A 22,566-nucleotide genomic window follows, 5' to 3' on the forward strand; every position below is an offset into this window, starting at 1 on the left:
TGCTTCCGCCAAGACTCGTCCGGCAACCCCACAGCCCGGAGGCACCCATGAAGAAGATCGCAATCCTCACCCTGGCCCTCGCCGCGTGCGTGTCCGGCGCCGCGCTGGCGCAAGACGCGATGACCGAGCAGCAGGTCCGCGCCAGCCTGACCGAACAGGGCTACACCAAGGTCAATGACGTCGAATTCGAGGACGGCGTGTGGAAGGCGGACGCGCGCAGCGCCGACGGCAACCGCATGGAAGTGCGGATCGACCCGGCCACCGGCAAGGTCTATCCGAATACCCAAGTCGCACAGATGAGCGAGGCCGACGTGCGCGCGCAACTGGCCGCCGCCGGTTACGTCAACGTGCACGACGTCGACTACGAGGACGGCATCTGGAACGCCGAGGCCGACGACCCGGAAGGCAAGGACGTCGAGCTGAAGATCGACCCGTCGAACGGCAAGGTCATCGGTACCGAGAAGGACTGACGCCTGATGCGTCGCTGGCGGCGCGTGACTTGCGCGCCGCGTTACGGGGAGGCAGTCCGCTCGCGGGCTGCCTTCTTTCGTTCCCGCTCGCGGTGGCACCCCGGCGACCGCGTTGGAACGATTCCCGCGGGCGGGTCCGGATTCAGTTCGAGGCTTCCTTCCAACGCTGTGCGCCATCGCCCTGGCGGCCCAGTTCGTCTGCCGGGTTGGCCAGCCTGCAGCGTTGCAGGGACAGGCAGCCACAGCCGATGCATTCATCAAGGGTGTCGCGCAGCTGGCTCAACTGCCGGATGCGGGCGTCGAGTTCCTCGCGCCAGCGCGTCGACAGCCGTGACCAGTCCGCGCGGGTCGGGGTGCGGTCGTCGGGCAGGGTCGCCAACGCCTCGCGGATCGTCGCCAGCGGGATGCCGACGCGCTGCGCGACGCGGATCACCGCCACCCGCCGGAGCGTATCGCGGGTGAAGCGGCGCTGGTTGCCGGCGGTGCGCTGGCTGCGGATCAAGCCGCGCGTCTCGTAGAAGTGCAGTGCCGACACCGCCACTCCGCTGCGTTCGGCCAGTTGTCCGACCGACAGTTCCTGCGCTCTTGGCATGGGCTTGACCTCGACCTAGCTTGAGCTTTTATCCTCGTCGCCCACGCATTCCCGCGTCAATCGAGAAACACTCCATGGCCGACCAGCATGACTCCGCGCCGATTGCAAGTGATCCGGCGACGGAACCCTCCGACGCGGCCGCCACGGCGCAGCCCATGCACGACGACGAAGGCCTGCTCGCGCATCGCTACCGCGCGCCGACACTCGGCGCGGTGGCGCTGGTCGCGCTGTACGCCTTCGAGGCACTGGCGGTCAGCACCGCGATGCCGACCGTGGCCCAGGCGCTGGACGGACTGACGCTGTATGCGATGGCGTTCGCCGGAACCCTCGCCGCGAGCGTGGTCGGCATGGTGGCGGCCGGTCGCTGGGCCGATCGCAGTGGTCCGCGGGCGCCGCTGCAGCAGGGCATCGTGTGGTTCGCGCTGGGCCTGGTCGTCGCCGGGCTGGCACCGGCGATGTGGGTGTTGCTGCTCGGTCGCATCATCCAGGGTTTCGGCGGCGGCCTGATGTCGGTGACGCTGTACGTGGTGGTGGGTCGGGTGTATCCGCCCCGCCTGCATGCGCGGATATTCGCCGCGTTCGCCGCGGCCTGGGTGTTGCCGGCGATCGTCGGGCCGGTGATCAGCGGGGTGATCGTCGAACAACTGGGCTGGCGCTGGGTGTTCCTGCTGGTGCCGCTGCTCGCGGTGGCGGCCGCGTCGATGGTGTTGCCGGCGTTGCGTGGGCTCGGTGCGGCGGAAGGAGAGACACCGGCGCCGTCCGGCGAGGGTCGCCGCATCTTCTGGGCGGCCGGTGCCGCCGCCAGCGCCCTGCTGCTTCATTACGGCGGACAGCAGCGTGGCTGGGTGGCAGCGGGACTGCTGGCAGTCGCGCTGGCCGGGTTGCTGGTCTGCATGCCGCGGTTGCTGCCGCCGGGCACCTTGCGTGCCGCCCGCGGCCTGCCCACGGTGATCGCGCTGCGCGGGATTGCCGCGGCGGCGTTCTTTGGCACCGAGGTGTTCCTGCCGCTGCTGCTGTCGCGCGAACGCGGGCTGACACCGACCTGGGCCGGGATGGCGCTGACGATCGGCGCGCTCGGCTGGTCGATCGGTTCGTGGAACCGCGGGCGCATGGTCGCGCGCGCGCCGCAGCGGGTGCTGGGGATCGGCATGGCGATGTTGGCGGTCGGCGTGCTGGTGACGGCGTCGGCGGTGTCGCCGGCGGTGCCGGTCGTGGTGGCGCTGTCCGGCTGGGTGCTCGCGGGACTGGGCATGGGCACGGTGTTCCCGAGCCTGTCGGTGCTGACCCTGGAACTGTCGCCGCCCTCCCGGCAGGGCGTCAACGCATCCGCATTGCAGTTGTGCGATGCCCTGTTCACCGCGGGCATCCTGGCGCTCGGTGGATCGCTGTTCGCGGCGTTGCTGGTGCGCGCACCGATTGCGGCGTACCTGTCGGGGTTCGCGATCACCGCCGCGCTGGCGGTGCTGGGCGTGTTGCTGGCTGGCCGGGTGCGGCCCCGAGTTCGTACCGGTACCTAGGCTGATTGCTCGGCCGGTTGCGCCGCGGCGCCGACCCTCGAACGCACCGCGGCCATGTCGCGGACCGGCCGCACCTCGATGCATCCGGTCTTCGCCCAGGGGAATTCGGAGGCGATGCGGACGGCGTCGTCGAGGCTGGGGGCCTCGATCAGGTTGAATCCGGCCAGGACTTCCTTGGTTTCTGCGAACGGACCGTCGAGCACGCGGGTGCGGCCATCGCGGATGCGCACCGAGCGCGCGGTGGCCACCGGTTCCAGTTGCTGCGATCCGAGCAGGCAACCGTCCGAACGCAATTCGTCGGCGTGCTCGAAGCAGCCGCGCATCAGCGTGTCGAACTGGCCGTCGGGCAGGGCGTCCAGCAACGTCTCGTCGGTGTAGACCAGCAGGAGGAATTGCATGTGTCTTCCACAGTGGGGCCGGGGCGTCCAATGATGCCGCAGATCGGGCGTCGCCATCGGGCGCGCCGGCGGCACGGTTCATCGTCCAATCCGGGCCGCGCCGGGAGTGTCGATCCCGCGCACGCCGGTTCGTCGCAGGGACAGGAACGCGGTGCCGGTCCTTGTGCCGGCGCGGCCGCGGTGGTGTGATCGCTCGCCATGACAGGGAACGACCGACATCGCGAAGTCCGCCGCGCCATCGACACCGTCTGGCGGATCGAGTCGCCGCGCCTGATCGCCGGGCTGGCGCGGATGGTGCGCGATGTCGGGCTGGCCGAGGAGCTCGCGCAGGATGCGTTGGTCGCCGCGCTGGAGCACTGGCCGGCCGATGGCGTGCCCGACAACCCCGGCGCATGGCTGATGGCCACCGGCAAGCGCCGCGCGATCGACCGCCTGCGTCGCAACACGCTGATCCAGCGCAAGCACGAGGAGTTCGGCCACGAGCTGGAGGATCGGCAGATGGACGCGTTCGACAAGCCGCCGGACGACGACGATCGCCTCGAGGACGACATCGGCGACGACCTGCTGCGGCTGGTGTTCACCGCCTGCCACCCGGTGTTGTCGACCGAGGCGCAGGTCGCGCTGACCCTGCGCCTGCTCGGCGGGCTGGCCACCGACGAGATCGCGCGCGCGTTCCTGCAGCCGGAGGCGACCGTCGCCCAGCGGATCGTGCGGGCCAAGCGGACCCTGTCGGACCGGCAGGTGCCGTTCGAGGTGCCACGCCGCGACGACCTGCGCGAACGGCTGGCGTCGGTGCTCGGGGTGGTCTACCTGATCTTCAACGAGGGCTACGCGGCGACCGCCGGTGATGACCTGATGCGGCCTGCGCTGTGCGAGGAGGCGTTGCGGCTGGGCCGGGTGCTGGCAGGGCTGATGCCGCTGGAGCCGGAAGTCCACGGGCTGGTCGCGCTGATGGAGATCCAGGCCTCGCGCGCGGATGCCCGGATAGCTGCGGACGGCACGCCGATCGTGTTGCTGCAGCAGGATCGCGCGCGTTGGGACCGGCTGATGATCGCCCGCGGCCTGGCCGCGCTGCAGCGGGCCGAGCAACTCGGCGGTGCGCGCGGCCCGTTTGCGTTGCAGGCCGGGATCGCCGCCTGCCATGCGCGGGCGATGGAGGCCGCGGACACCGACTGGCCGCGTATCGCGGCGCTCTACGCGATCCTGGCCCAGGTCGCACCGTCGCCGGTGGTCGAACTCAACCGCGCGGTTGCGCTGGGAATGGCCGAGGGCCCCGCCGCCGGCCTGGCGCTGGTCGAGGCATTGGCCGACGAACCGGCGCTCAGGCAATACCACCTGTTGCCGGCGGTGCGCGGCGATCTGCTCGGCAAGCTCGGTCGCCACGGCGAGGCCCGCGCGGAATTCGAGCGCGCCGCCGGCCTCACCCGCAACGGGCGCGAGCGCGACCTGCTGCTCGGCCGTGCGGCCGGGTGCGGAACGGGTGAGGGTGGGGCGGACGGAGCCGGGACCGCTGCGCCGACGGAGTGACCGCGCCGGCGGGGCGACGCGTCGCTAGCGCTTGCGCGGTGCCGCCGTGGGCTTCGGGGCGCTGGCCGTCTCGCTGGCGTTGGTCGGGGCGATCTTCTGCAGCACCCGGGTCACGCCGAGCTTCTCGACCTTGCCGCCGGCCTTCTCGAAGGCGGCGATATCGTCGGAGATGCGCTCACTTTCGAAGTGTTTGTGCAGGTTTCCACCGCCGGCGCCAGCGGCGCTCTTGCGGGTCTTGGTCTTGCTGCTCTTCTTGCTGACTGACATCAATCCCTCCTGCGAGGGCTGACGCACCTCGGGGTTTGCCTGGAGGCCGCCCGTGCGGCGGCCTTGCCCCACTATGCGCGCTTCCCGGTGAAAACGGAAAAGACGCCGTGCCGGCAACGGCCCCGATCCCCGGAACTGAACCGCCGGCGCGCTTCCAAAGCCCGCCCCGTCGGCGCACCATCACGGCCTTCCCGCTGACCGGCGACGGCCATGAACGCTCCCGACCGCGAGTTCGATCCCGACGACAACTTCGAAAACAGCCGCGAGCACGAGGCGCCGCTGCACGACGAGGACGACGAGGCCAGCGTCGAGGCGCTGGTCTGGCAACTGCTGCTGGTGATCAACCCCGGCGACGAGGAGGTCGCCTTGCGCCAGTTCGACGGCTACCGCGACGCCGTGGCCGCCGAGGGGGGCGACGAGGACGGATCCGATCCGATGGCGCGGCTGAAGGACGTGATCGACTGGACCTCGGGCTTCCACGTCGAGGCCGACGACCCGGCGACCTTCATCGACGCCGTCAACGAACTGGTCGCGCGCTGGAACCTGTCGATCGACTGGGGCGTGGAGGACGTCGGCGACGACGAGTTCCTGGCCGCCACCGACGTCCCGGAACTGATGGCGACCGCCTACGACCGCCTGCGCGAATACGGCTACACCCTGTGGACCTGGGATGCCGGTGCCGATGCCCACGCCGGCTGGATCACGCTCAGCCGCGATGACGACGCGGTGCGGGTGCTGGCGCCCGCGCTCGGCATCGACGTGCGGCCCGGCAGCGACGCGTTCTGAGGCGGCCGGGGCGCGACCCGGTCCACCACCCGCTAGAGGCGCGACGCCACCAGTTCGACGTCGGCATGCTGCCAGGCGGCCTCGAATCGCTGCTGGACCTCGCCCGCGTCGTGGCTGCGACGCTGCGCCTGCAGGCTCTGGGCCAACCCGCGCAGTGACCAGCCATTGGCCGGGTTGCGCTCGAGTTCCGCCCGGTACACAGCTTCCGCCTCGACCGGCCGTTCGTCGGCCAGCAGCAACGCACCCAACGAGTGGCGGACGGGCGCGTGCCAGCCCGGCGGCTCGTCGTAGGGGATCGCGTCCTCGATCGTGGCCGCCTCGCGCAGCGCGACGATCGCACCGTCGAGGTCGCCACCGGCGCTCGCCACCTCGGCGCTGAGGCTGCGCTCGGCGATCCGCGCGGAATGGCTGAGCGGGTAGCGGTCCCACACCATCAGTTTTTCCATCGCCCGGTCGTCCGCCAGCCTGCGCAACGCGGCCAGGTGGCGTTCGGCATCGGCGATGCGGTCCTGCCGCGCCGCTGCGGTGCCCTCGGCGTAATGCCAGATCGCGCTGACGTAGGGCAGGTCGGGCGCCGGGTTGGGCACGCCGACGATCTCGTCCCAGCGGCCGAAGCGCACGCGGTCGAACCACGGGGTCATCCAGTAGTGCTGCAGGGCGGCGAAGCCGGGCTGGCGCATCAGCTCGGGCAGGTCGGTGCGCTTGGCGGTCTCCAGCGCGGCGCTGCGGGCGATCGCGCTGTTGCCCTCCATGCTCGCGGCGAACCACAGGAAGTGGTGGTTGTGGGGCACGTAGCCCAGCGGGTAGACGCCGCCGGTGTTGCCGCGGCACATCGCCAGGTACGCATCGTCGGCTTCGATCGCGCGCTGGTTGGCGATCACCGCGTCATGCCAGCGGCCGACCCGCGAGTAGATGTGCGCGGGCATGTGGACCAGATGGCCGGAACCGGGGATCAGCTCGCGCAGGCGGTCGGCGGCGGCGACCCCGCGCTGCGGGTCGTCGGAGGCTTCGACCGCATGCACGTACAGGTGCAGCGCGCCGGCGTGGTCGGGGTCGCGCTCGATCACCGATTCGAGCACCGAGACGATCTCGGCGGTGTTGCCCTTGGGCCGGCGACGGTCGTCGTAATAGTCCCAGGGCTGCAGGTCCATCAGCGCCTCGGCGTGGAAGGTGGCGGCGTCGAGGTCATCCGGGCGGCCCTGCATCAGCACCCGGGTGGCGTCGGCATAGGCCTGGTCGAGCGGGCGGCGGTCCTCCGGCGGGTCTTCGGCATAGCGCGCGGAAAGGGACTCGATGAAGGCCCGTTCGCGGTCGCTGGCGCTGGACGCGAGCGACCGGGCCTTCTGCAGGCGGCTCCATGCACGCGCGTTGTTCTCCGGATCCATCGCCGCGTTGACATGCGGGCCCAGCACCAGCGCCGCACCCCACCAGCACATCGCGCACTCGGGGTCGAGTTCGGTGGCGCGCAGGAACGAACGTTCGGCGGCATCGTGGTTGAAGCCGTAGGCCAGCATCAGGCCCTGGTCGAACCAGCGTTGCACGTCGGGGTGGTTGCTGGTGACCGCGAAATGGTGGTCGCCGAGGCCTTCGAGCAGGTTGACCCCGAGCGCGGCCTCCGGTGGCGACGCGGCCTGCATGAGGGCCTCGGGATCATCGTGCGAACCGGTGCAGGCGCTGGCGAGGGTGATCGCGGCGGCTAGCAGGGCGGGATGGCGGTAACGGTTCATGGCGAGCCTCCGGGAGCTCCCCCTGACGCTTTTTCTACGCCTGCGGAAAGTCGCCTGCAACCCGGGAAAACCACGCAAGGATCACGCCAGCGCGTCGACCGGACGGGTGTCGAAAGCCACCTGTAGGAGCGGCTTCAGCCGCGATCTGAAACCGTTCGCCCGTACCGGCTCCAGATCGCGGCTGAAGCCGCTCCTACACCAGCCATGCCGCCATTCGAGCCAGCCGGGACAACCGGCCGCCTACGCCTTGCCCGCGTGCTTCTCCACCCACGCGACATAGGCGCCCATCCAGCCCTGCAGGAACTCGCGGCTGTCCTTGCCGATCCCGCCGTCGTCATCGAACAGGCCATCCTTGACGTGGATGAAGGCTTCCGGCTGGCCCATGGTCGGCACGTCGAGGTAGGCCAGTGTGTTGCGCAGGTGCTGCTGCGCCATCGCGGTCCCGATCGAGCCGATGGAGGCGCCGATCACGCCGGCCGGCTTGCCGGCCCAGGCGCTCTGTCCGTAAGGGCGCGAGGCATGGTCGATCGCGTTCTTGAGCACGCCGGGGACCGAGCGGTTGTATTCGGGGGTGACGAACAACAGGCCCTGCGCGGCCTTGACCGCGCCCTTCAGGCGCTTGACCGGCTCGGCCTGGTTGTCGTCGTCGTCCTGGTTGTACAGCGGCAGGTCGCCGATCTCGGCGAAGCTGAAATCGAACCCGGCCGGGGCCAGCTTGACCAGTGCTTCGGCGAGCTTGCGGTTGAACGAGTCGCGACGAAGGCTGCCTACGATTACGAGGATCTTGCTCATGGGGTTTCCGCCTGTGGTTGGCTGGCAATTGGGGCTGACCGATTTTTGTAGGAGCCGCTTCAGCCGCGATCGGGAACCGTTCGCCCGTGCCGACTGCCGGTCGCGGCTGAAGCCGCTCCTACAGGTACGGCGTTGGGGGAACCGCGAGCGTAGCAAGGCGTTTGCCGACACGGCTCACGCCGTCGTGACGCTTCGCCGGTTCCATACTGTCCCGCCGTCGGGACGTTGCCTCCCCGTGCAAGGGGTTTATCGCGGCGGCCGCCACAGGCACTCTGGCGACCGTCCCGTTCGATCCGCCAGGCGCACCGCGCCCAGGGAGCCCAGTGCAACCGATCATCTCCGTCCGCAACCTCGACAAGACCTACGCCTCCGGCTTCCAGGCGCTGAAGAGCGTCGACCTCGACATCCGCAAGGGCGAGATCTTCGCCTTGCTTGGCCCCAATGGTGCCGGCAAGACCACCCTGATCAGCATCATCTGCGGCATCGTCAATCCGAGCTCCGGCACGGTGCTGGCGGATGGCCACGACGTGGTCGCCGAGTACCGCGCGGCGCGCAGCAAGATTGGGTTGGTGCCGCAGGAGTTGTCGACCGATGCATTCGAATCGGTGTGGTCGACGGTCGCCTTCAGCCGCGGCCTGTTCGGCAAGGCGCCCGACCCCGCCCACCTGGAGAAGGTGCTGCGCGACCTCTCGCTGTGGGACAAGAAGGACAGCAAGATCCTGGCGCTGTCGGGCGGCATGAAGCGCCGCGTACTGATCGCCAAGGCGCTGGCGCACGAACCGCAAATACTCTTTCTCGACGAGCCCACCGCCGGCGTTGACGTCGAGCTGCGCCACGACATGTGGCAGATGGTCCACCGCCTGCGCGAGCAGGGCGTCACCATCATCCTGACCACCCACTACATCGAGGAGGCCGAGCAGATGGCGGACCGCATCGGGGTGATCCTCAAGGGCGAGCTGATCCTGGTCGAGGACAAGGCGGCGCTGATGCGCAAGCTCGGCAAGAAGCAGCTGACCCTGACCCTGCAGGAACCGCTGCAGCGCGTGCCCGCCGGACTGTCCGGCCTGCCGCTGGAGTTGTCCGACGACGGCGCCGCGCTGGTCTACACCTTCGACGTGCAGTCCGAGCGCACCGGCATCGCTACCCTGCTGCGGCAGCTGGCCGAACAGGGCATCGACTTCAAGGACCTGCACTCCAGCGAAAGCTCGCTGGAGGACATCTTCGTCCACCTGGTGCGTGCCAACGCGAGCCGCCCGGCGGCAACCGTGGAGGCGCGCGCATGAACATCCACGGCAACGTGCACGCGATCGCCGCGATCTACCGCTTCGAAATGGCGCGTACCTTCCGCACGATCACCCAGTCGATCGCCTCGCCGGTGCTGTCGACCTCGCTGTACTTCGTCGTGTTCGGCGCCGCGATCGGCTCGCGCATGGGCGACATCGAGGGCGTCAGCTACGGCGCCTTCATCATCCCCGGACTGCTGATGCTGTCGCTGCTCAACGAGAGCATCTCCAACGCCTCGTTCGGCATCTACATGCCGAAGTGGGCCGGGACAATCTACGAGCTGCTGTCGGCGCCGGTGTCCTATGTTGAGGTGGTGATCGGCTACGTCGGCGCGGCGGCGACCAAATCGCTTCTACTCGGCGTGCTGATCCTCATCACGGCGCGGCTGTTCGTGCCCTACGAGATCGCGCACCCGTTCTGGATGCTGTGCTTCCTGCTGCTGACCGCGGTGACCTTCAGCCTGTTCGGTTTCATCATCGGGCTGTGGGCCGACGACTTCCAGAAGCTGCAGGTCATCCCGCTGATGGTGGTGATGCCGTTGACCTTCCTTGGCGGGGCGTTCTACTCGATCAAGATGCTGCCGCCGGTGTGGCAGACGGTGACCCTGTTCAACCCGGTGGTGTACCTGATCAGCGGCTTCCGCTGGAGTTTCTACGGGGTGTCGGACGTCAACGTCGGGGTCAGCGTCGCGGTGATCCTGGGGTTCCTGGTGGCGTGCCTGGCCGCGGTATGGTGGATCTTCAAGACCGGCTGGAAGCTCAAGGCCTGAGGCTTCGCTGTTGACGCGGAACCGACGGCGGTGGCGGCAACGTGGGCCGGTCGAGCCGTCGGCGTGGCGGTTCGCATTGGAGGGTCCGGCATGAGCAAACCGGTATGAAAGCGCCAGCCGCAGGCCGGTCCTGCATGCAACTGCCTGTGATGAAACGGCGAGACCGCGGTGCCACTGCCGGCGCTTGAGGCCAGCCCGGTGCTGGCCGCGCTGGTCGGGGGCTCGGCCGCTGCCGCCGCGACCGCGCTGGGGACGCTGCCGGCCTGGTTCGCACGTCGGCTTGAACAGCGCGCGCTGGACACCATGCTCGGCTTCGGTGCCGGGGTGATGCTCGCCGCCAGCGCGTTCTCGCTGGTGCTGCCCGGCATCGAGGCGGCCCGCGCGCAAGGCGCGGGTCAATGGGGCGCGGGCCTGGTGGTGGGTTTCGCGATCCTGCTTGGCGCGGCGTTGATCATGGCTCTGGACCGCGCGTTGCCGCACGAGCACTTCATCAAGGGCCCGGAAGGGGGCGCCGCCGGCCGGCTGCGACGCACCTGGCTGTTCGTGTTCGCGATCTGCCTGCACAACCTGCCTGAAGGCCTGGCGATCGGCGCCGGTTATGCCTCCGGCTTCAACCACGGCACCGCGCTTGCGACCGGCATCGCGCTGCAGGACATTCCCGAGGGCCTGGTGGTGGCGGTGGCGCTGATTGCGGCCGGCTACGGCCGCGGTCGCGCGGTGCTGGTCGGGATGGCGTCGGGCCTGGCCGAGCCGGTCGGCGCCCTGCTCGGTGTCGGCGTGCTGGTGGCGGCGCCCCTGCTGCTGCCGGTCGGGCTGGGCTTCGCCGCCGGCGCGATGCTGTTCGTGGTCAGCCACGAGATCATCCCCGAGTCGCACCGGCAGGGCCACGAGAACTTCGCCACCGCCGGTTTGATGCTCGGCTTCGTGTTGATGATGCTGCTGGATACCGCGCTGGCCTGAGCCGTACTCCCTGTTTTTTTGTAGGAGCGGCTTCAGCCGCGATCGGATGCCCGGCCGATCGCACCGATTCCAGGTCGCGGCTGAAGCCGCTCCTACAATGGCCTGCAACGAGTCGGAGGTGCATGCAATGCGTCGAATGAGTGTGGCCTGGATAGTGGTGCTGGCCGGGTTGCTGACCGGCTGCGCGTCCAGCCCGGCGCAAATCGATCCCGTCGCCACCCTCCAGCCTCTGCAGTGGCTCGCGGGCACCTGGCAGCGCACCGACCTGCCAGCCGGTCGCAGTGGTTACGAACGATGGACGCCGGACGACGGGGGATTGTCGGGGGTCGGCGTGGCGATGCAGGGCGGCGACACCGTGTTCGAGGAAACCCTGCGGATCGAGCTGCGCGACGGCACGGTCGTCTACATCGCCGAAGTCGCGCACAACCCGGCACCGGTGGTGTTCCGCCTGGCCCGGATCGACCAGGACGGCTTCGTGTTCGAGAACCCTGCCCACGATTTTCCGAAAGTGATCGCCTACCGGCGCGAGGGCGACCGCCTGAGCGTGCGGGTTTCGGCCGGCGAAAAGGCCAGCGAGTTCGCGTTCCAGCGGCGCCGTTAACGAGCCGAGGTCAGTGTACGGCGCCGGCGGCGATGCGCAGGTCCACCACAACACCGGGTTCTGGCGCAGCAGGAAGCCCGCCGCGACCACCGGTACGCACGGCAACGGCCAGTAGTTCAGTTGCCTGCGCCGAAGGTGAGGACGCGGATGCCATCCGCTTCCAGCGCGCCACGCAGGGCACGGGCGAAACCGGCGGCATCGCTGCGGTCGCCGTGCAGGCACAGGGTGTCGGCGCGCAGTTGCAGCAGCTCGCCATCGGCGCTGCGCACGCGACCGTGGCCGGCCAGTTCGCGCGCCTGCGCCACCGCCTCGTCGAGCGATTCGAGCACCGCGCCGGGTTGTCCGCGCGGCAGCAGGCGGCCGTCGGCGCCGTAGCCGCGCTCGGCGAACACTTCGTGGGCGACCCGCAGGCCGGCGGCTTCACCGGCGCGGGCGAGCTCCGAACCCGACAGCGCGTACAACGCCAGCGAGCCGTCGAAGCCGACGATCGCGGCGACGATGGCATCGGCGATCGCCCGGTCGTCGGCGGCGAGGTTGTAGAGCGCGCCGTGCGGCTTGGCGTGGGTCAGCCGCACGCCTTCCCCGGCGGCGATGGCGGCCAGCCCTGCGAGTTGTCCGCTGACCAGTTGGACGATGGCCTCGCGCGGCAGCGCCAGCGTGCGGCGGCCAAAATGCCGTGGGTCATCGAAGCCCGGGTGGGCACCGGCGGCGACGCCGAGGTCGCGGCACAGGCGCAGGGTCGCGCGCATCGTGCCGGCGTCGCCGGCGTGGCCGCCGCAGGCGATGTTGGCCGAGCTGATCCACGGCAGGATCGCGGCATCGTTGCCGCAGCCTTCGCCGACGTCGCAATTGAAGTCAATGCGGCGCGAGGTCATGCCGTTGTCCGTTGCTTGCGGTCGCGTTCGATCATCATCTCGATCATCAGCACCATTCTGGCCAGCTGTGTCCGCAACCCACAAGCCGCGTTGTGCGCGGTTGCGGCATCGCAGGCGACCAGCCGCAGCGCCTCGCCGGGCCGGCATTGCGCCAGCCGCGGCAGGTCGGCGGCGATGACGTGGCCGAGCCGGGCGTAGCCGCCGACGGTCTGGGCGTCGGCCAGCAGCACGATCGGCTGGCCGTCGGTGGGCAGCTGGATGGTGCCGGGGGCGACCGGCGCGGACACGTCGCTGGCATCGCTGCCGGGCAGTGCCGAGCCTTGCAGCCGCACGCCTTGGCGGTTGCTGGCGGCACCGATTTGCCAGGCGTGGTTCGTCAGTTCCAGCGCATGCGGATGGGCGGCGGGGCGGTAGCGGATCGCGACTGGATCGCCTGCGTCGTCCGGTTCGATCCACCAGCGGGCGATGCGCGGTTGCGCGCAATCCAGCGCCGGCGGCGCGACCAGGGCCAGCCGGTCGCCGCGTTGCAGCGCACGGCCGTGCAGGCCGCCGAAGCCGCCGCGCAGGTCGGTGCTGCGGCTGCCGAGCACCATTGGCACGTCGATGCCGCCCGCGATCGCCAGCCATGCACGGGCGCCGGTGCGCATGCCGCCCAGTTCGAGCACGCCGGCCGGCAGCTCGAGCGGACGCTGCATCGGCAGTTCGACACCCTCGAAGCGGGCCTGCATCGCAGCGCCGGAAAGCGCGATGCGCAGCGGTCGCAACAGTTGCAGGCGCGGGCCGTGCAGGCTCATTTCGAGCAGCGCGGCATCGGCGCGGTTGCCGACCAGGCGGTTGGCCAGCTCCATTGCCTGCGGGTCGAGCGCCCCGGCGAGCGGCACGCCGAGATAGCGCCATCCGGTGCGGCCGCGGTCCTGCACGGTGGTCAACGGGCCGGGCGCGAGCACGTGCAGCGCATCGCTCATCGGCCGCGCCCCGCAAGGGCCGCGTACTCGGCGGCATCGATGGCGACGAAACGCACGCGGTCGCCGGGCTGCAGCACGCCCGGCGGTTCGCTGCCGGGGTCGAACAGGCGCAGCGGCGTGCGCCCCAGCAAGCGCCAGCCGCCGGGGCTTTCGCGCGGGTAGATGCCGGTCTGGCCGCCGGCCACGCCGACGCTGCCGGCCGGCACGTGCACCCGCGGCGTCGCCAGCCGCGGCAGCGCCAAGGCCGGGTCGAGGCCGAACAGGTACGGGAAGCCCGGCGCGAAGCCGATCATCGCGACCGTGTAGTCGCCGTCGGCATGGCGCTCGGCGAGCTGGTCCGGCGAAATCCCGAGCTCGTCGGCGGCCGCGGCCAGGTCGGGACCGTGTTCGCCGCCGTAGGCGACCGGGATCTCGACCCGGCGGCCGGTCGCGGGAGGCAGGTCACTGGTCGCCTGCCCGACCAGGTCGCACAACCAGCTGCGTACCTGCCCGGGGCGAACCCGTTGCGGTTCGAAGAACACCGCCAGGCTCGCGTACGCCGGCACCACGTCGCGCAACCATGCCGGAGCCTCCGCGTTGATCCGCGCGACGAGTGCATGCACCCGCGTGTTGATGCGTTGGTCGAGCGTGTCGCCCAGCCGCAGCAGCCAGGCATCGTCGGCCAGTGCCTCGATGACGATGCCGGCGGGCAGGTTCATGGCGACGACGTGGTGCTGGCGATCTTGTTCATCCCGTACCGGCCTGGGCAATCGATCCGATTCTAGATGACCGCCAATCCCGGGATCGCCGACGGCTGGCCGGCCCACTGCTGTAGGAGCGGCTTCAGCCGCGATCTGGCGGTGGATCGCTCATACCGGCTCCCGATCGCGGCTGAAGCCGCTCCTGCAAAATCCCCATCGGAGAGGCCGGTGGAACAGGCGGTGCGCCTACCAGTCGGTCGGTCGGTAGTCCTTCAGGAACTGCCCCCACACGTGCTCGCCGGTGTTGATGCCGTCGATGATCGGGTCGACGATCCGTGCCGCGCCGTCGACGATGTCGAGCGGCGGGTGGAAGCGCTCCTCCACCACCTTGCGCGCGGCCAGGCCGGCCGGATCCTCGTCGGTCACCCAGCCGGTGTCGACGCTGTTCATGTGGATGCCGTCGCCGTGGTAATCGGCCGCGGCGGTGCGCGTCATCATGTTGAGCGCGGCCTTGGCCATGTTGGTGTGCGGGTGCCGGGTGGTCTTGAAGTTGCGGTAGAACTGGCCCTCGACCGCCGAGACATTGACGATGTGCTTGTCGCGGCCGGGCGTGCGCAGCATCAGCGGCTTCAGCCGGGCGTTGATGATGTACGGCGCGATCGCGTTGACCAGCTGCACCTCGAGCAACTCGACCGACGGCACTTCGGCCATCCGCAGGCGCCACGAGTTCTTCTCGCGCAGGTCGACCTGTTGCAGGTCCTGGTCGAGCCGGCCTTCGGGGAACAGGTGCTGCTGCGACAGCAGTTCCTCCGGCAGCAACGGCATCTGCGAGAGCTCCGCCGCGCGGGTGAGTCCGGGTGCATGGCCCGCGCCGGTCGCGGCCAGCGCGCCCCCGTCGCCAGGCAGCATCGATGCATCGCGCAGGCCTTCGTAGCTGCCGAGTAGCCGGTGGACTTCGGACGGCATGTCGGCCAGCGCCGCGGTCTCGCCTTCCATCATGTGCGCGTAGAAATCCGGCGGACGGCGCACGGTCTGGCAGGCGTTGTTGATGATGAAGTCGAGCCGCGGGCGGGTCTTCAACAACTCCGTGCAGAACGCCTCGACGCTCGGCGTATGCCGCAGGTCGAGCCCGAACACCTCCAGCCGATGGCCCCACTCGGCGAAGTCCGGCTCGGCGGCGTAGCGCGCGGCCGAGTCGCGCGGGAAGCGCGTGGTCACGATCAGCTCGGCGCCGGCGCGCAGCAGCTTGAGCCCGGCCTGGTAGCCGATCTTGACCCGCCCGCCGGTCAGCAGCGCGACCCGGCCGCGCAGGTCGGCCAGCTCGGTGCGCTTGTGGAAGTTGAACTCCGCGCACTCCGGGCACAGCTGGTCGTAGAAGTGGTGGATCGCGGTGTACTTCTGCTTGCAGACGTAGCAGTGCTGCGGCTCGATCACCTCGGCGTGCAGCGGCTGGTCGGCGTCGAGGTCGCGCGGCTGGAAGTCCTGCGGCGGGAAGTAGTTGGGCGTGGTGAACACCGGCTTGCGCCGCAGCTCGCGGATGCCGGTCTGGTTCAGGCGCTCTTCCTCGCGGCTGACGCGGGCGGCGTGCTGCTCTTTCTTGGCCGCCTTCTGCCGCTGCCGGCGCGCCTGCCGGTCGGGGTGGTAGGCGCCGGCGACCGCGCGCTGCAGGCGCTCGCGGTCGTCGCGGGGCAGGGCGTCCAGCACCGAGTGGTCGGCGCTGACCAGTTCCAGCAGCTCGGCCGCCGCGCGCATGCGTTCGAGCAGGGTGTCGGACGCCCCGTCGGGCGGGGTCGTCGCGGAAGGCGTCACCGTCGACATCATTCGGCGTCGGTTTCGGTGTCGGCCTGGATGTCGAGGAAATAGGGTTCCACCGTGCCGTTGAACTTCATCGTCATCGCGTTGCCGCGACGGTCCAGCGAGCGGCCGACCGGAAGGCGGACCCAGCCCTCGCTGACGCAGTATTCCTCGACGTTGTGCTTTTCTTCGCCGTTGAAACGGATGCCGATGCCACGGTCGAAAGCGGCGGCGTCGTGGAACTTGCTGCGCGGGTCGGCGGCAAGGCGGTCGGGCGGGGTGTCGGTGGTCATTTCGGATGTCTCGCAGTGGTCTTCGGAGCGGTCGTGGGCGGCCGCGCGCCGCACAGGATACGGCGCTTGCCCAGGGCAACGCCAAGCGTGGCCGGGGGGGCGCGGCAAAACCGTTGCCGGGGCCCCGCGAGGCACGCATCCTGAACAGGACAGCCGGGCGGTCAACGGGGCAGTTGCAATCCTGGGCCGGTCGGGCTAGGGTGCGCGTGCTGCTTGCCAGGGTCACCGTGAATCGTGGCCCGATGCCGTAGATCCCTGATCCGCTACATCGTTGCACCTCGCTTACTCCTTGCAATCAGCACACCACCGCGCAAGCGGTATTTCAGAAAACTGTTCCAAGGAGCAAGAAAATGTCGAACCGTGAAACCGGTACCGTCAAGTGGTTCAACGATGCCAAGGGCTTTGGCTTCATTTCCCGTGAGAATGGCGAGGACGTGTTCGTTCACTTCCGCGCGATCCAGGGTCAGGGCTTCAAGTCCCTGCAGGAAGGCCAGAAGGTCAGCTTCACCGTCACCCAGGGCCAGAAGGGCCTGCAGGCTGACGCCGTCGAAGCGCTGTAAGGCATCGATCGAAGGCAGCCGCCTCTGGCGGTCGCACTAGATACCAGGAAAACCCGGCCTCGGCCGGGTTTTCTTTTGGGCGCGCTCCTGGCCTCGGCCGGGTTTTTCTTTTGGCGCGTTGACATCCTCGATGCCCCGCGGCTGGTACACGTTCGAGGCACGCGGCCGCCGGCCGCAACGGAGCCGCCATGAGCAAGTTCCATCCACCCGCCTCGCCCGAGGACAAGGTCGACACCGACAGGGGCGAGTTGCGCAATCCCGGCGATCGCGCCAACCAGCCTGGCCAGGGCGGCAACGTCACGCCGCCGCTCCAGCAACAACGCGGCGACCGCAACCTGACCCGCGAAGAGATCGACCGCGAGCAACCACGCGACGACTGATCCCTCGATATCCGCGACAGTGCCTTTACCCGTGCCGCGCTAGCCTGCGACCACTTTCCCGGCAGGAGGATGCATGCGTCTGCAAGGCAAGGTGGCGATCGTCACCGGCAGCGGCCAGGGCATCGGTCGCGGGATCGCGGTCCGGCTGGCCCGCGAGGGTGCCCGGGTGGTGGTCGTCGACCTCCACGACGACGCCGACTCGCGCAGGACGCTGGCGCTGGTGCGGGAGGCCGGTGGCGACGGCTGGGTGCTGGCGGCCGACATCGGCGACGTCACCGCCGTCCGCGGGATGGTCGACGCGGCGGCGACCCGGGCCGGCCATATCGACATCCTGGTCAACAACGCCGGGGTCGAGCATTTCGCCGCGTTCGACGAGGTCACCGAGGCCGATTACGACCGCGTGCTCGACATCAACCTCAAGGGTGCGTTCTTCACCGCGCAGGCGTTCGTGCGCCACTGCCGCGCCGCGAAGCATGGCGGGCGCATCATCAACATCAGCTCGGTCCACGAGCAGTTGCCGTTCCCCAATTTCGCCAGCTACGCCGCCAGCAAGGGCGGCATGAAGATGCTGATGCGCAACCTCGCGGTCGAACTGGCGCCGCTGGGGATCACCGTCAACAACATCGCACCGGGCGCCATCCGCACGCCGATCAATGCCCCCGTAATGGATGATCCGGCGTTGCTGGAACCGCTGCTGGCCAACATCCCGCTGAACCGGCTGGGCACGTCGAAGGACGTCGCCGGGGTCGCCGCGTTCCTTGCGTCGCGCGACGCCGACTACATCACCGGCAGCACCGTGTACGTCGACGGCGGCCTGATGTGGGACTACAGCGAAAAACGCATCCGGACCGATGAAGCCGGCGTCGATGACTGAACACCCGCACGCAGGCGCCGATGCCGAACGTCACCAGGCCCGGGTCGCGCGGGTGGCCCCGGCCGACAGCCTGACCCCGGCCGACCGTTACCAGGAACTGTTCGTCGCGGTGCAGATGCAGCGCGTGTTTCACGACAGCAAGACCTTCGTCGACTGCGCGCCGCTGCTCGCGCCCGAGCGCATCCTGGAGGCCTACCGCGCCCGCCACGACCAGCCGGACTTCGACCTGGCCGGGTTCGTGCACGAACATTTCCGGCCCGAGGCCGCGCACGAGAGCGACTACGTGTCCGACCCCGAGCGCTCGCTGGTCGAGCACATCGACGGACTCTGGGGCGTGCTGACCCGCCAGCCGCGCGAACACCCGGTGCGCTCCTCCCTGCTGCCGCTGCCCAACCCCTACGTCGTCCCGGGCGGGCGCTTCGGCGAGATGTACTACTGGGATTCGTACTTCACGATGCTCGGCCTCGCCGCCAGCGGCCGGCGGGATCTGCTGCGCCACATGGCCGACAACTTCGCCTACCTGATCGACACCTTCGGCCATGTCCCCAATGGCAATCGCAGCTACTACCTGAGCCGGTCGCAGCCCCCGGTGTTCGCGCTGATGACCGAACTGTTCGAGCGCGAGGGCGTGCGCGAGGCACTGGCCTACCTGCCGCGGCTGCGTCGCGAGCACGCGTTCTGGATGGACGGCGGCGGGGACCTGCGCCCCGGCGAAGTCCACCGTCATTGCGTACGGATGGACGACGGCGCCCTGCTGAACCGCTACTGGGACGACCGCGACACCCCGCGCGAGGAGTCGTACCTGGAGGACGTGACCACCGCGCGTGCCTGCGACCGTCCCGCGCACGAGGTGTATCGCGAATTGCGCGCTGGTGCGGCCTCGGGCTGGGATTTCAGTTCGCGCTGGTGCGGTGGTGACGGCGCGCTGACCAGCATCCGCACCACCGCGATCGTGCCGGTGGACCTCAACAGTTTCCTGCACAAGCTGGAGGAGCAGATCGCCGAACTGGGCGCCGCCGCCGGCGATGAAGCGGCCGCCAGCGAGTTCGCCCACCGCGCAAGCGCGCGCCGCCACGCGGTCGACCGCTGGCTGTGGAGCGATGCGCACGGTACCTACCTCGACTACGACTGGCGCGACGGGCGGGCGCGCCCGCAGCCCAACGCGGCGATGACGACCCCGCTGTACGTCGGCATCGCCAGCCCCGCGCAGGCCGCCGGTGTCGCCAACGCCGTGCGTGCCCGGCTGCTGGACCGTGGAGGGCTCGCCACCACCTGCGTGGCCAACGGCCAGCAATGGGACCGGCCCAACGGCTGGGCGCCGCTGCAATGGATGGCGATCCTCGGATTGGCCGACTACGGCGAGGCGGTGCTGGCCGGGGACATCCGGCGGCGCTGGTTGCGCACTGTCTCCGACGTGTATCGCCGCGAAGGCAAGCTGGTGGAGAAATACGACGTGGGGGCGGCACCCGACGACGCGCACGGCGGTGGCGGCGGCGAGTACCCGTTGCAGGATGGCTTCGGCTGGACCAACGGCGTCACCCGGATGCTGTTGCAGGGGTAACTGCACCCGGCGCGTCGTGCACGAACACCGCCGCCAGGCTCACTCCGGATCGAGCCGCCGGACCGCCTGGATGCGGTCGACCCAGACATCGCGCCAGCCCGCGGCCTCCGGGCGATACAGCGCCGGCTGCTCCAGCCGCAGCACCGCGTTGGTGCCTTCCTCCCCGTCGGGCCCGAAGAACACCTGGGCGATCGGACGGGCCGCGACGATGCCCTCGATGGCATCGCCGTCCTCCATCCGAAGCACCACGTGCGCTCCATTGGGCAACTGTTCGATGAGCTGGCCAAGCCGGTCGAGTTCGGCCTGGTCGGTGTGGACGCGTTCGGCATTGCGGGTCATCGCGTGGTCTCCCTGACGTGGTGGCAACGCTAGCGCGCTCGGCGGAAACCGGGGGTGAAAAATTCGCGTGGCCTAGCCTTCCGCATCACATCGCGGCGGCCAGACTGTCGCTTCGAAACGCGAAAGGAGAAGGCTCGTGGAAAACATCCCCGCAGGCACGCTGGTGGTGGTCGCCGACGGTGGCAGCGCGCGCGTGTTCCGCAACGTCGGCGACCCGCCCGGTATCTCGTTGCAGCAGGTCGACCTGCTCGAAGTCATGAACGTGAACGACGAGGGCCCTTCCGGCATACAGCCCGGTGGCAATGACGGTTACCAGACGGACGAGGCGACGTTCGCGAAGCAACTGGCGCAGCGGCTCAACGAAGGTGCGCTGCAGCAACAGTATGCGCACGTGGTGCTGGTGGCCGACCCGCGCACGCTCGGCGAGATACGCCCGCAACTGCACAAGGAAGTGAACGACCGGCTGATCGGGGAGCTCGACCGCGACCTCACCAACGTCCCGCTACCGGACATCGAGCGCGCGCTGTCCTGAAAACGGGACCCCGGCGAGGCTCGACATACGCGTCACGCCGGGCTCCGGATACTGTGCGCCCGGTCCGGGCGGTCGCCCGTGGGCCGTCCGTACCTGGAGATCGCCATGGCTCGTCCCGTGTGGTCAGGAACGCTGTCGTTCGGCCTGCTCAACATCCCGGTGTCGCTGATGTCGGGCGAGCGCAAGACCGACATCTCGTTCCGCATGCTCGACGTCCGCGACAACCACCCGATCCGCTACGAGCGGGTCAACGCGGAGACCGGCGAGGAAGTGGCGTGGAAGGACATCGTCAAGGCGTTCGAGTACGACAAGGGCAGCTACGTCGTGCTGGATCCCGGCGACATCAAGTCGGCCGCGCCGGAAAGCCACGACGCGATCGAGGTCGAGGCGTTCGTCGACGTCGCCTCGATCGGCCCGCAGTATTTCGAGAAGCCCTACGTGCTGGTGCCCGCGAAGAAGGCCGAGAAGGGCTACGTGCTGCTGCGCGAGGCACTCGCCAGCACCGGCAAGATCGGCATCGCGCGGGTCGTGATCCGCACCCGCGAGAGCCTGTGCGCGGTCATGCCGCAGGACAACGCGCTGTTGCTGCTGATGATGCGTTACCCGCAGGAGCTGGTCGACATCGATGAGTACCGCATCCCCGAGGGCAAGAGTGGTGACTACCGGATCACCGACAAGGAGCTGAAGTTCTCCGAGCAACTGATCGACACCATGTCGGGCGAGTGGGCGCCGGATGATTACCAGGACGAGTTCCGCCACCGCCTGCAGGACGTGATCACCCAGCGGATGAAGGACAAGGGCGTCGTCCGCCACGGCGACGAGGAGCCCGAGGTCGAGGAGCATGCCAGCACCAACGTGGTCGACTTCATGGAGCTGCTGCAGCAGAGCATCGCGAAGAAAAAGCGCACGCCGGCCAAGAAGTCGGCCGCGAAGGACAAGGACGACAAGGCGGAGCGCAAGCCGGTGAAGAAGGCCGCCAAGAAGCCAGCGAAGAAGGCCGGCGCAAAGAAGGCCGGCGCGAAGAAGGTGGCAAGGAAGGCCGCCAAGAAGGCCGCGAAGAAATCCACGGCCAAGCGGAGCAAGGCCGCTTAGTCCAGTGCGTATCCGCAGCACGACGAGGACGGGGAAATGACCGGCGTGGCTCGGGCGGAGGCGGTGCGGCTGACCAGCCCCGGCAAGCTGTCGTACCCGGCCGACGGCATCACCAAGCAACAGGTTGCCGACTACTACCGGACCGTTGCGCCCCGCCTGTTGCCGGAGGTCGCGCGGCGTGCGCTGTCGGTGGTGCGCTGTCCCGACGGAATCAAGGGCCAGTGCTTCTTCCAGAAACACCACGCTCAAACCCTCGGCGACTCGGTGCATGCGGTATCGATTCGCGAAAAGGACGGCGCGCACGACGATTACCTCTACATCGAGGACGCGACCGGCCTGCTTGAACTGGTCCAGATGAACACCCTGGAACTGCACCCCTGGGGATCGCGGATCGACGATCTCGAACACCCCGACCGGCTGGTGTTCGACCTCGATCCCGGCGCGGGGGTGGCGTGGTCGGCGATGCGTGCAGGCGCACGCGAGGTGCGCGACCGGCTCGCGGGTGCCGGCATGGCCGGTTTCCTGCGCCTGTCCGGTGGCAAAGGGCTGCACGTGGTGGTGCCGATCGCGCCGGGACCCGGCTGGGACGAGGCCAAGGCATTCTGCGAAGCGATCGCCAATGCGATGGCGGAGCATGCACCCGACCGCTACGTCGCCACCGCGTCCAAGGCGAAACGGCACGGCGTGATCTTCATCGACTGGCTGCGCAACGCGCGTGGCTCCACCAGCGTTGCGAGCTGGTCGTTGCGGGCCCGTGCGGGGGCGGGCGTGGCGGTGCCGCTGCACTGGGACGAACTCGGCCGGACCCGTTCCGGCGCCGATTACACGATGGCGCGTGCATTGCGCCGCGCGGCCAGCCTGCGCCGCGATCCGTGGCAGGGCTGGGACGAGGCGACCGCGCAAACGCTGGCTGAACCGGGCTGACGCGTTC

At 69.3% G+C, this 22,566-nt stretch carries 25 protein-coding genes and 1 pseudogene; 15 read left to right on the plus strand and 11 right to left on the minus strand.

What is annotated here, in order from left to right:
• Positions 1-47 precede the first annotated feature (47 nt).
• The gene (locus ACT9F5_RS10730; protein WP_445119943.1) at positions 48-470 is read left to right on the plus strand and encodes a PepSY domain-containing protein; all 423 of its coding nucleotides are present in this window, start codon (positions 48-50) and stop codon (positions 468-470) included.
• A gap of 142 nt (positions 471-612) precedes the next feature.
• On the opposite strand, the gene soxR is transcribed toward ACT9F5_RS10730, so the two are convergent.
• Entirely contained in the window at positions 613-1,062 is a 450-nt protein-coding gene (soxR, locus tag ACT9F5_RS10735; protein ID WP_445119944.1) for a redox-sensitive transcriptional activator SoxR, read from the minus strand.
• A 74-nt stretch (positions 1,063-1,136) separates the two neighbouring features.
• On the opposite strand from soxR, the gene ACT9F5_RS10740 reads away from it, so the two are divergent.
• Positions 1,137-2,579: an MFS transporter gene (locus tag ACT9F5_RS10740; protein WP_445119945.1), complete on the plus strand. Its 1,443-nt coding sequence runs from the start codon at positions 1,137-1,139 to the stop codon at positions 2,577-2,579.
• Here the strand turns inward: ACT9F5_RS10740 and ACT9F5_RS10745 are convergent.
• Entirely contained in the window at positions 2,576-2,977 is a 402-nt protein-coding gene (locus ACT9F5_RS10745) for a YciI family protein (RefSeq protein ID WP_445119946.1), read from the minus strand. The two genes, ACT9F5_RS10740 and ACT9F5_RS10745, sit on opposite strands and share 4 nt — an antisense overlap.
• Positions 2,978-3,175: 198 nt before the next feature.
• Here ACT9F5_RS10745 and ACT9F5_RS10750 point away from each other — a divergent pair, with 198 nt between their 5' ends.
• A complete protein-coding gene (locus ACT9F5_RS10750; protein ID WP_445119947.1) occupies positions 3,176-4,504 on the plus strand; it encodes a DUF6596 domain-containing protein in 1,329 nt (442 codons plus the stop codon).
• Positions 4,505-4,528: 24 nt separating this feature from the next.
• Here the strand turns inward: ACT9F5_RS10750 and ACT9F5_RS10755 are convergent, their stop codons facing one another.
• Positions 4,529-4,771, minus strand: coding sequence for a hypothetical protein (locus ACT9F5_RS10755; protein ID WP_445119948.1), 243 nt, complete (start codon positions 4,769-4,771; stop codon positions 4,529-4,531).
• Positions 4,772-4,981: 210 nt separating this feature from the next.
• Here ACT9F5_RS10755 and ACT9F5_RS10760 point away from each other — a divergent pair, with 210 nt between their 5' ends.
• A complete protein-coding gene (locus ACT9F5_RS10760) occupies positions 4,982-5,557 on the plus strand; it encodes a DUF6630 family protein (RefSeq protein ID WP_445119949.1) in 576 nt (191 codons plus the stop codon).
• A 32-nt stretch (positions 5,558-5,589) separates the two neighbouring features.
• On the opposite strand, the gene ACT9F5_RS10765 is transcribed toward ACT9F5_RS10760, so the two are convergent.
• Positions 5,590-7,284, minus strand: a complete 1,695-nt coding sequence (locus ACT9F5_RS10765) for a hypothetical protein (protein ID WP_445119950.1) — start codon at positions 7,282-7,284, stop codon at positions 5,590-5,592.
• 240 nt (positions 7,285-7,524) lie between these two features.
• Complete coding sequence (locus tag ACT9F5_RS10770; protein WP_445119951.1) at positions 7,525-8,076, minus strand: NAD(P)H-dependent oxidoreductase; 552 nt, start codon at positions 8,074-8,076, stop codon at positions 7,525-7,527.
• A gap of 323 nt (positions 8,077-8,399) precedes the next feature.
• On the opposite strand from ACT9F5_RS10770, the gene ACT9F5_RS10775 reads away from it, so the two are divergent.
• From ACT9F5_RS10775 to ACT9F5_RS10790, 4 genes are all read left to right on the plus strand, one after another.
• Positions 8,400-9,359, plus strand: a complete 960-nt coding sequence (locus ACT9F5_RS10775) for an ATP-binding cassette domain-containing protein (protein ID WP_445119952.1) — start codon at positions 8,400-8,402, stop codon at positions 9,357-9,359.
• Entirely contained in the window at positions 9,356-10,129 is a 774-nt protein-coding gene (locus ACT9F5_RS10780) for an ABC transporter permease (RefSeq protein WP_445119953.1), read from the plus strand. The genes ACT9F5_RS10775 and ACT9F5_RS10780 overlap by 4 nt, the downstream gene beginning before the upstream one ends.
• Before the next feature lie 168 nt (positions 10,130-10,297).
• Positions 10,298-11,089, plus strand: coding sequence for a ZIP family metal transporter (locus tag ACT9F5_RS10785; RefSeq protein WP_445119954.1), 792 nt, complete (start codon positions 10,298-10,300; stop codon positions 11,087-11,089).
• A 127-nt stretch (positions 11,090-11,216) separates the two neighbouring features.
• A complete protein-coding gene (locus ACT9F5_RS10790; protein WP_445119955.1) occupies positions 11,217-11,690 on the plus strand; it encodes a DUF6265 family protein in 474 nt (157 codons plus the stop codon).
• Positions 11,691-11,806: 116 nt separating this feature from the next.
• Here the strand turns inward: ACT9F5_RS10790 and ACT9F5_RS10795 are convergent, their stop codons facing one another.
• The 5 genes from ACT9F5_RS10795 to ACT9F5_RS10815 form a co-directional block, all read right to left on the minus strand.
• Entirely contained in the window at positions 11,807-12,565 is a 759-nt protein-coding gene (locus tag ACT9F5_RS10795; RefSeq protein WP_445119956.1) for a 5-oxoprolinase subunit PxpA, read from the minus strand.
• Positions 12,562-13,530 (minus strand): biotin-dependent carboxyltransferase family protein, encoded by a 969-nt coding sequence (locus tag ACT9F5_RS10800; RefSeq protein WP_445119957.1) that lies wholly within the window; start codon positions 13,528-13,530, stop codon positions 12,562-12,564. Before ACT9F5_RS10800 ends, ACT9F5_RS10795 begins: the two co-directional genes overlap by 4 nt.
• The gene (gene pxpB, locus ACT9F5_RS10805) at positions 13,527-14,228 is read right to left on the minus strand and encodes a 5-oxoprolinase subunit PxpB (RefSeq protein WP_445119958.1); all 702 of its coding nucleotides are present in this window, start codon (positions 14,226-14,228) and stop codon (positions 13,527-13,529) included. The genes ACT9F5_RS10800 and pxpB overlap by 4 nt, the downstream gene beginning before the upstream one ends.
• 228 nt (positions 14,229-14,456) lie before the next feature.
• Complete coding sequence (locus tag ACT9F5_RS10810; RefSeq protein WP_445119959.1) at positions 14,457-16,028, minus strand: SDR family oxidoreductase; 1,572 nt, start codon at positions 16,026-16,028, stop codon at positions 14,457-14,459.
• Positions 16,028-16,297: a DUF3297 family protein gene (locus ACT9F5_RS10815; RefSeq protein WP_445119960.1), complete on the minus strand. Its 270-nt coding sequence runs from the start codon at positions 16,295-16,297 to the stop codon at positions 16,028-16,030. Before ACT9F5_RS10815 ends, ACT9F5_RS10810 begins: the two co-directional genes overlap by 1 nt.
• Before the next feature lie 350 nt (positions 16,298-16,647).
• Here ACT9F5_RS10815 and ACT9F5_RS10820 point away from each other — a divergent pair, with 350 nt between their 5' ends.
• From ACT9F5_RS10820 to treF, 4 genes are all read left to right on the plus strand, one after another.
• Positions 16,648-16,857 carry a cold-shock protein gene (locus ACT9F5_RS10820; RefSeq protein WP_036194962.1) on the plus strand — a complete coding sequence of 70 codons (210 nt, stop codon included), beginning with the start codon at positions 16,648-16,650 and terminating at the stop codon, positions 16,855-16,857.
• A gap of 188 nt (positions 16,858-17,045) precedes the next feature.
• Positions 17,046-17,237 (plus strand): hypothetical protein, encoded by a 192-nt coding sequence (locus ACT9F5_RS10825; RefSeq protein ID WP_445119961.1) that lies wholly within the window; start codon positions 17,046-17,048, stop codon positions 17,235-17,237.
• A 73-nt stretch (positions 17,238-17,310) separates the two neighbouring features.
• Entirely contained in the window at positions 17,311-18,111 is an 801-nt protein-coding gene (locus ACT9F5_RS10830; protein WP_445119962.1) for a glucose 1-dehydrogenase, read from the plus strand.
• Positions 18,104-19,672 carry an alpha,alpha-trehalase TreF gene (gene treF, locus ACT9F5_RS10835; protein ID WP_445119963.1) on the plus strand — a complete coding sequence of 523 codons (1,569 nt, stop codon included), beginning with the start codon at positions 18,104-18,106 and terminating at the stop codon, positions 19,670-19,672. Before ACT9F5_RS10830 ends, treF begins: the two co-directional genes overlap by 8 nt.
• Positions 19,673-19,711: 39 nt before the next feature.
• On the opposite strand, the gene ACT9F5_RS10840 is transcribed toward treF, so the two are convergent.
• Complete coding sequence (locus ACT9F5_RS10840; protein WP_445119964.1) at positions 19,712-20,011, minus strand: DUF3247 family protein; 300 nt, start codon at positions 20,009-20,011, stop codon at positions 19,712-19,714.
• Between the two features lie 136 nt (positions 20,012-20,147).
• On the opposite strand from ACT9F5_RS10840, the gene ACT9F5_RS10845 reads away from it, so the two are divergent.
• The 3 genes and pseudogenes from ACT9F5_RS10845 to ligD all read left to right on the plus strand — a co-directional run.
• The gene (locus ACT9F5_RS10845) at positions 20,148-20,543 is read left to right on the plus strand and encodes a baeRF12 domain-containing protein (protein ID WP_445119965.1); all 396 of its coding nucleotides are present in this window, start codon (positions 20,148-20,150) and stop codon (positions 20,541-20,543) included.
• Positions 20,544-20,648: 105 nt separating this feature from the next.
• Entirely contained in the window at positions 20,649-21,635 is a 987-nt protein-coding gene (gene ku, locus ACT9F5_RS10850; protein WP_445119966.1) for a non-homologous end joining protein Ku, read from the plus strand.
• 21 nt (positions 21,636-21,656) lie between these two features.
• Positions 21,657-22,559 (plus strand): annotated as a pseudogene (ligD, locus tag ACT9F5_RS10855) (non-homologous end-joining DNA ligase); the annotation flags it as partial.
• Positions 22,560-22,566 lie beyond the last annotated feature (7 nt).

Source organism: Lysobacter sp. F6437 (assembly GCF_052547215.1).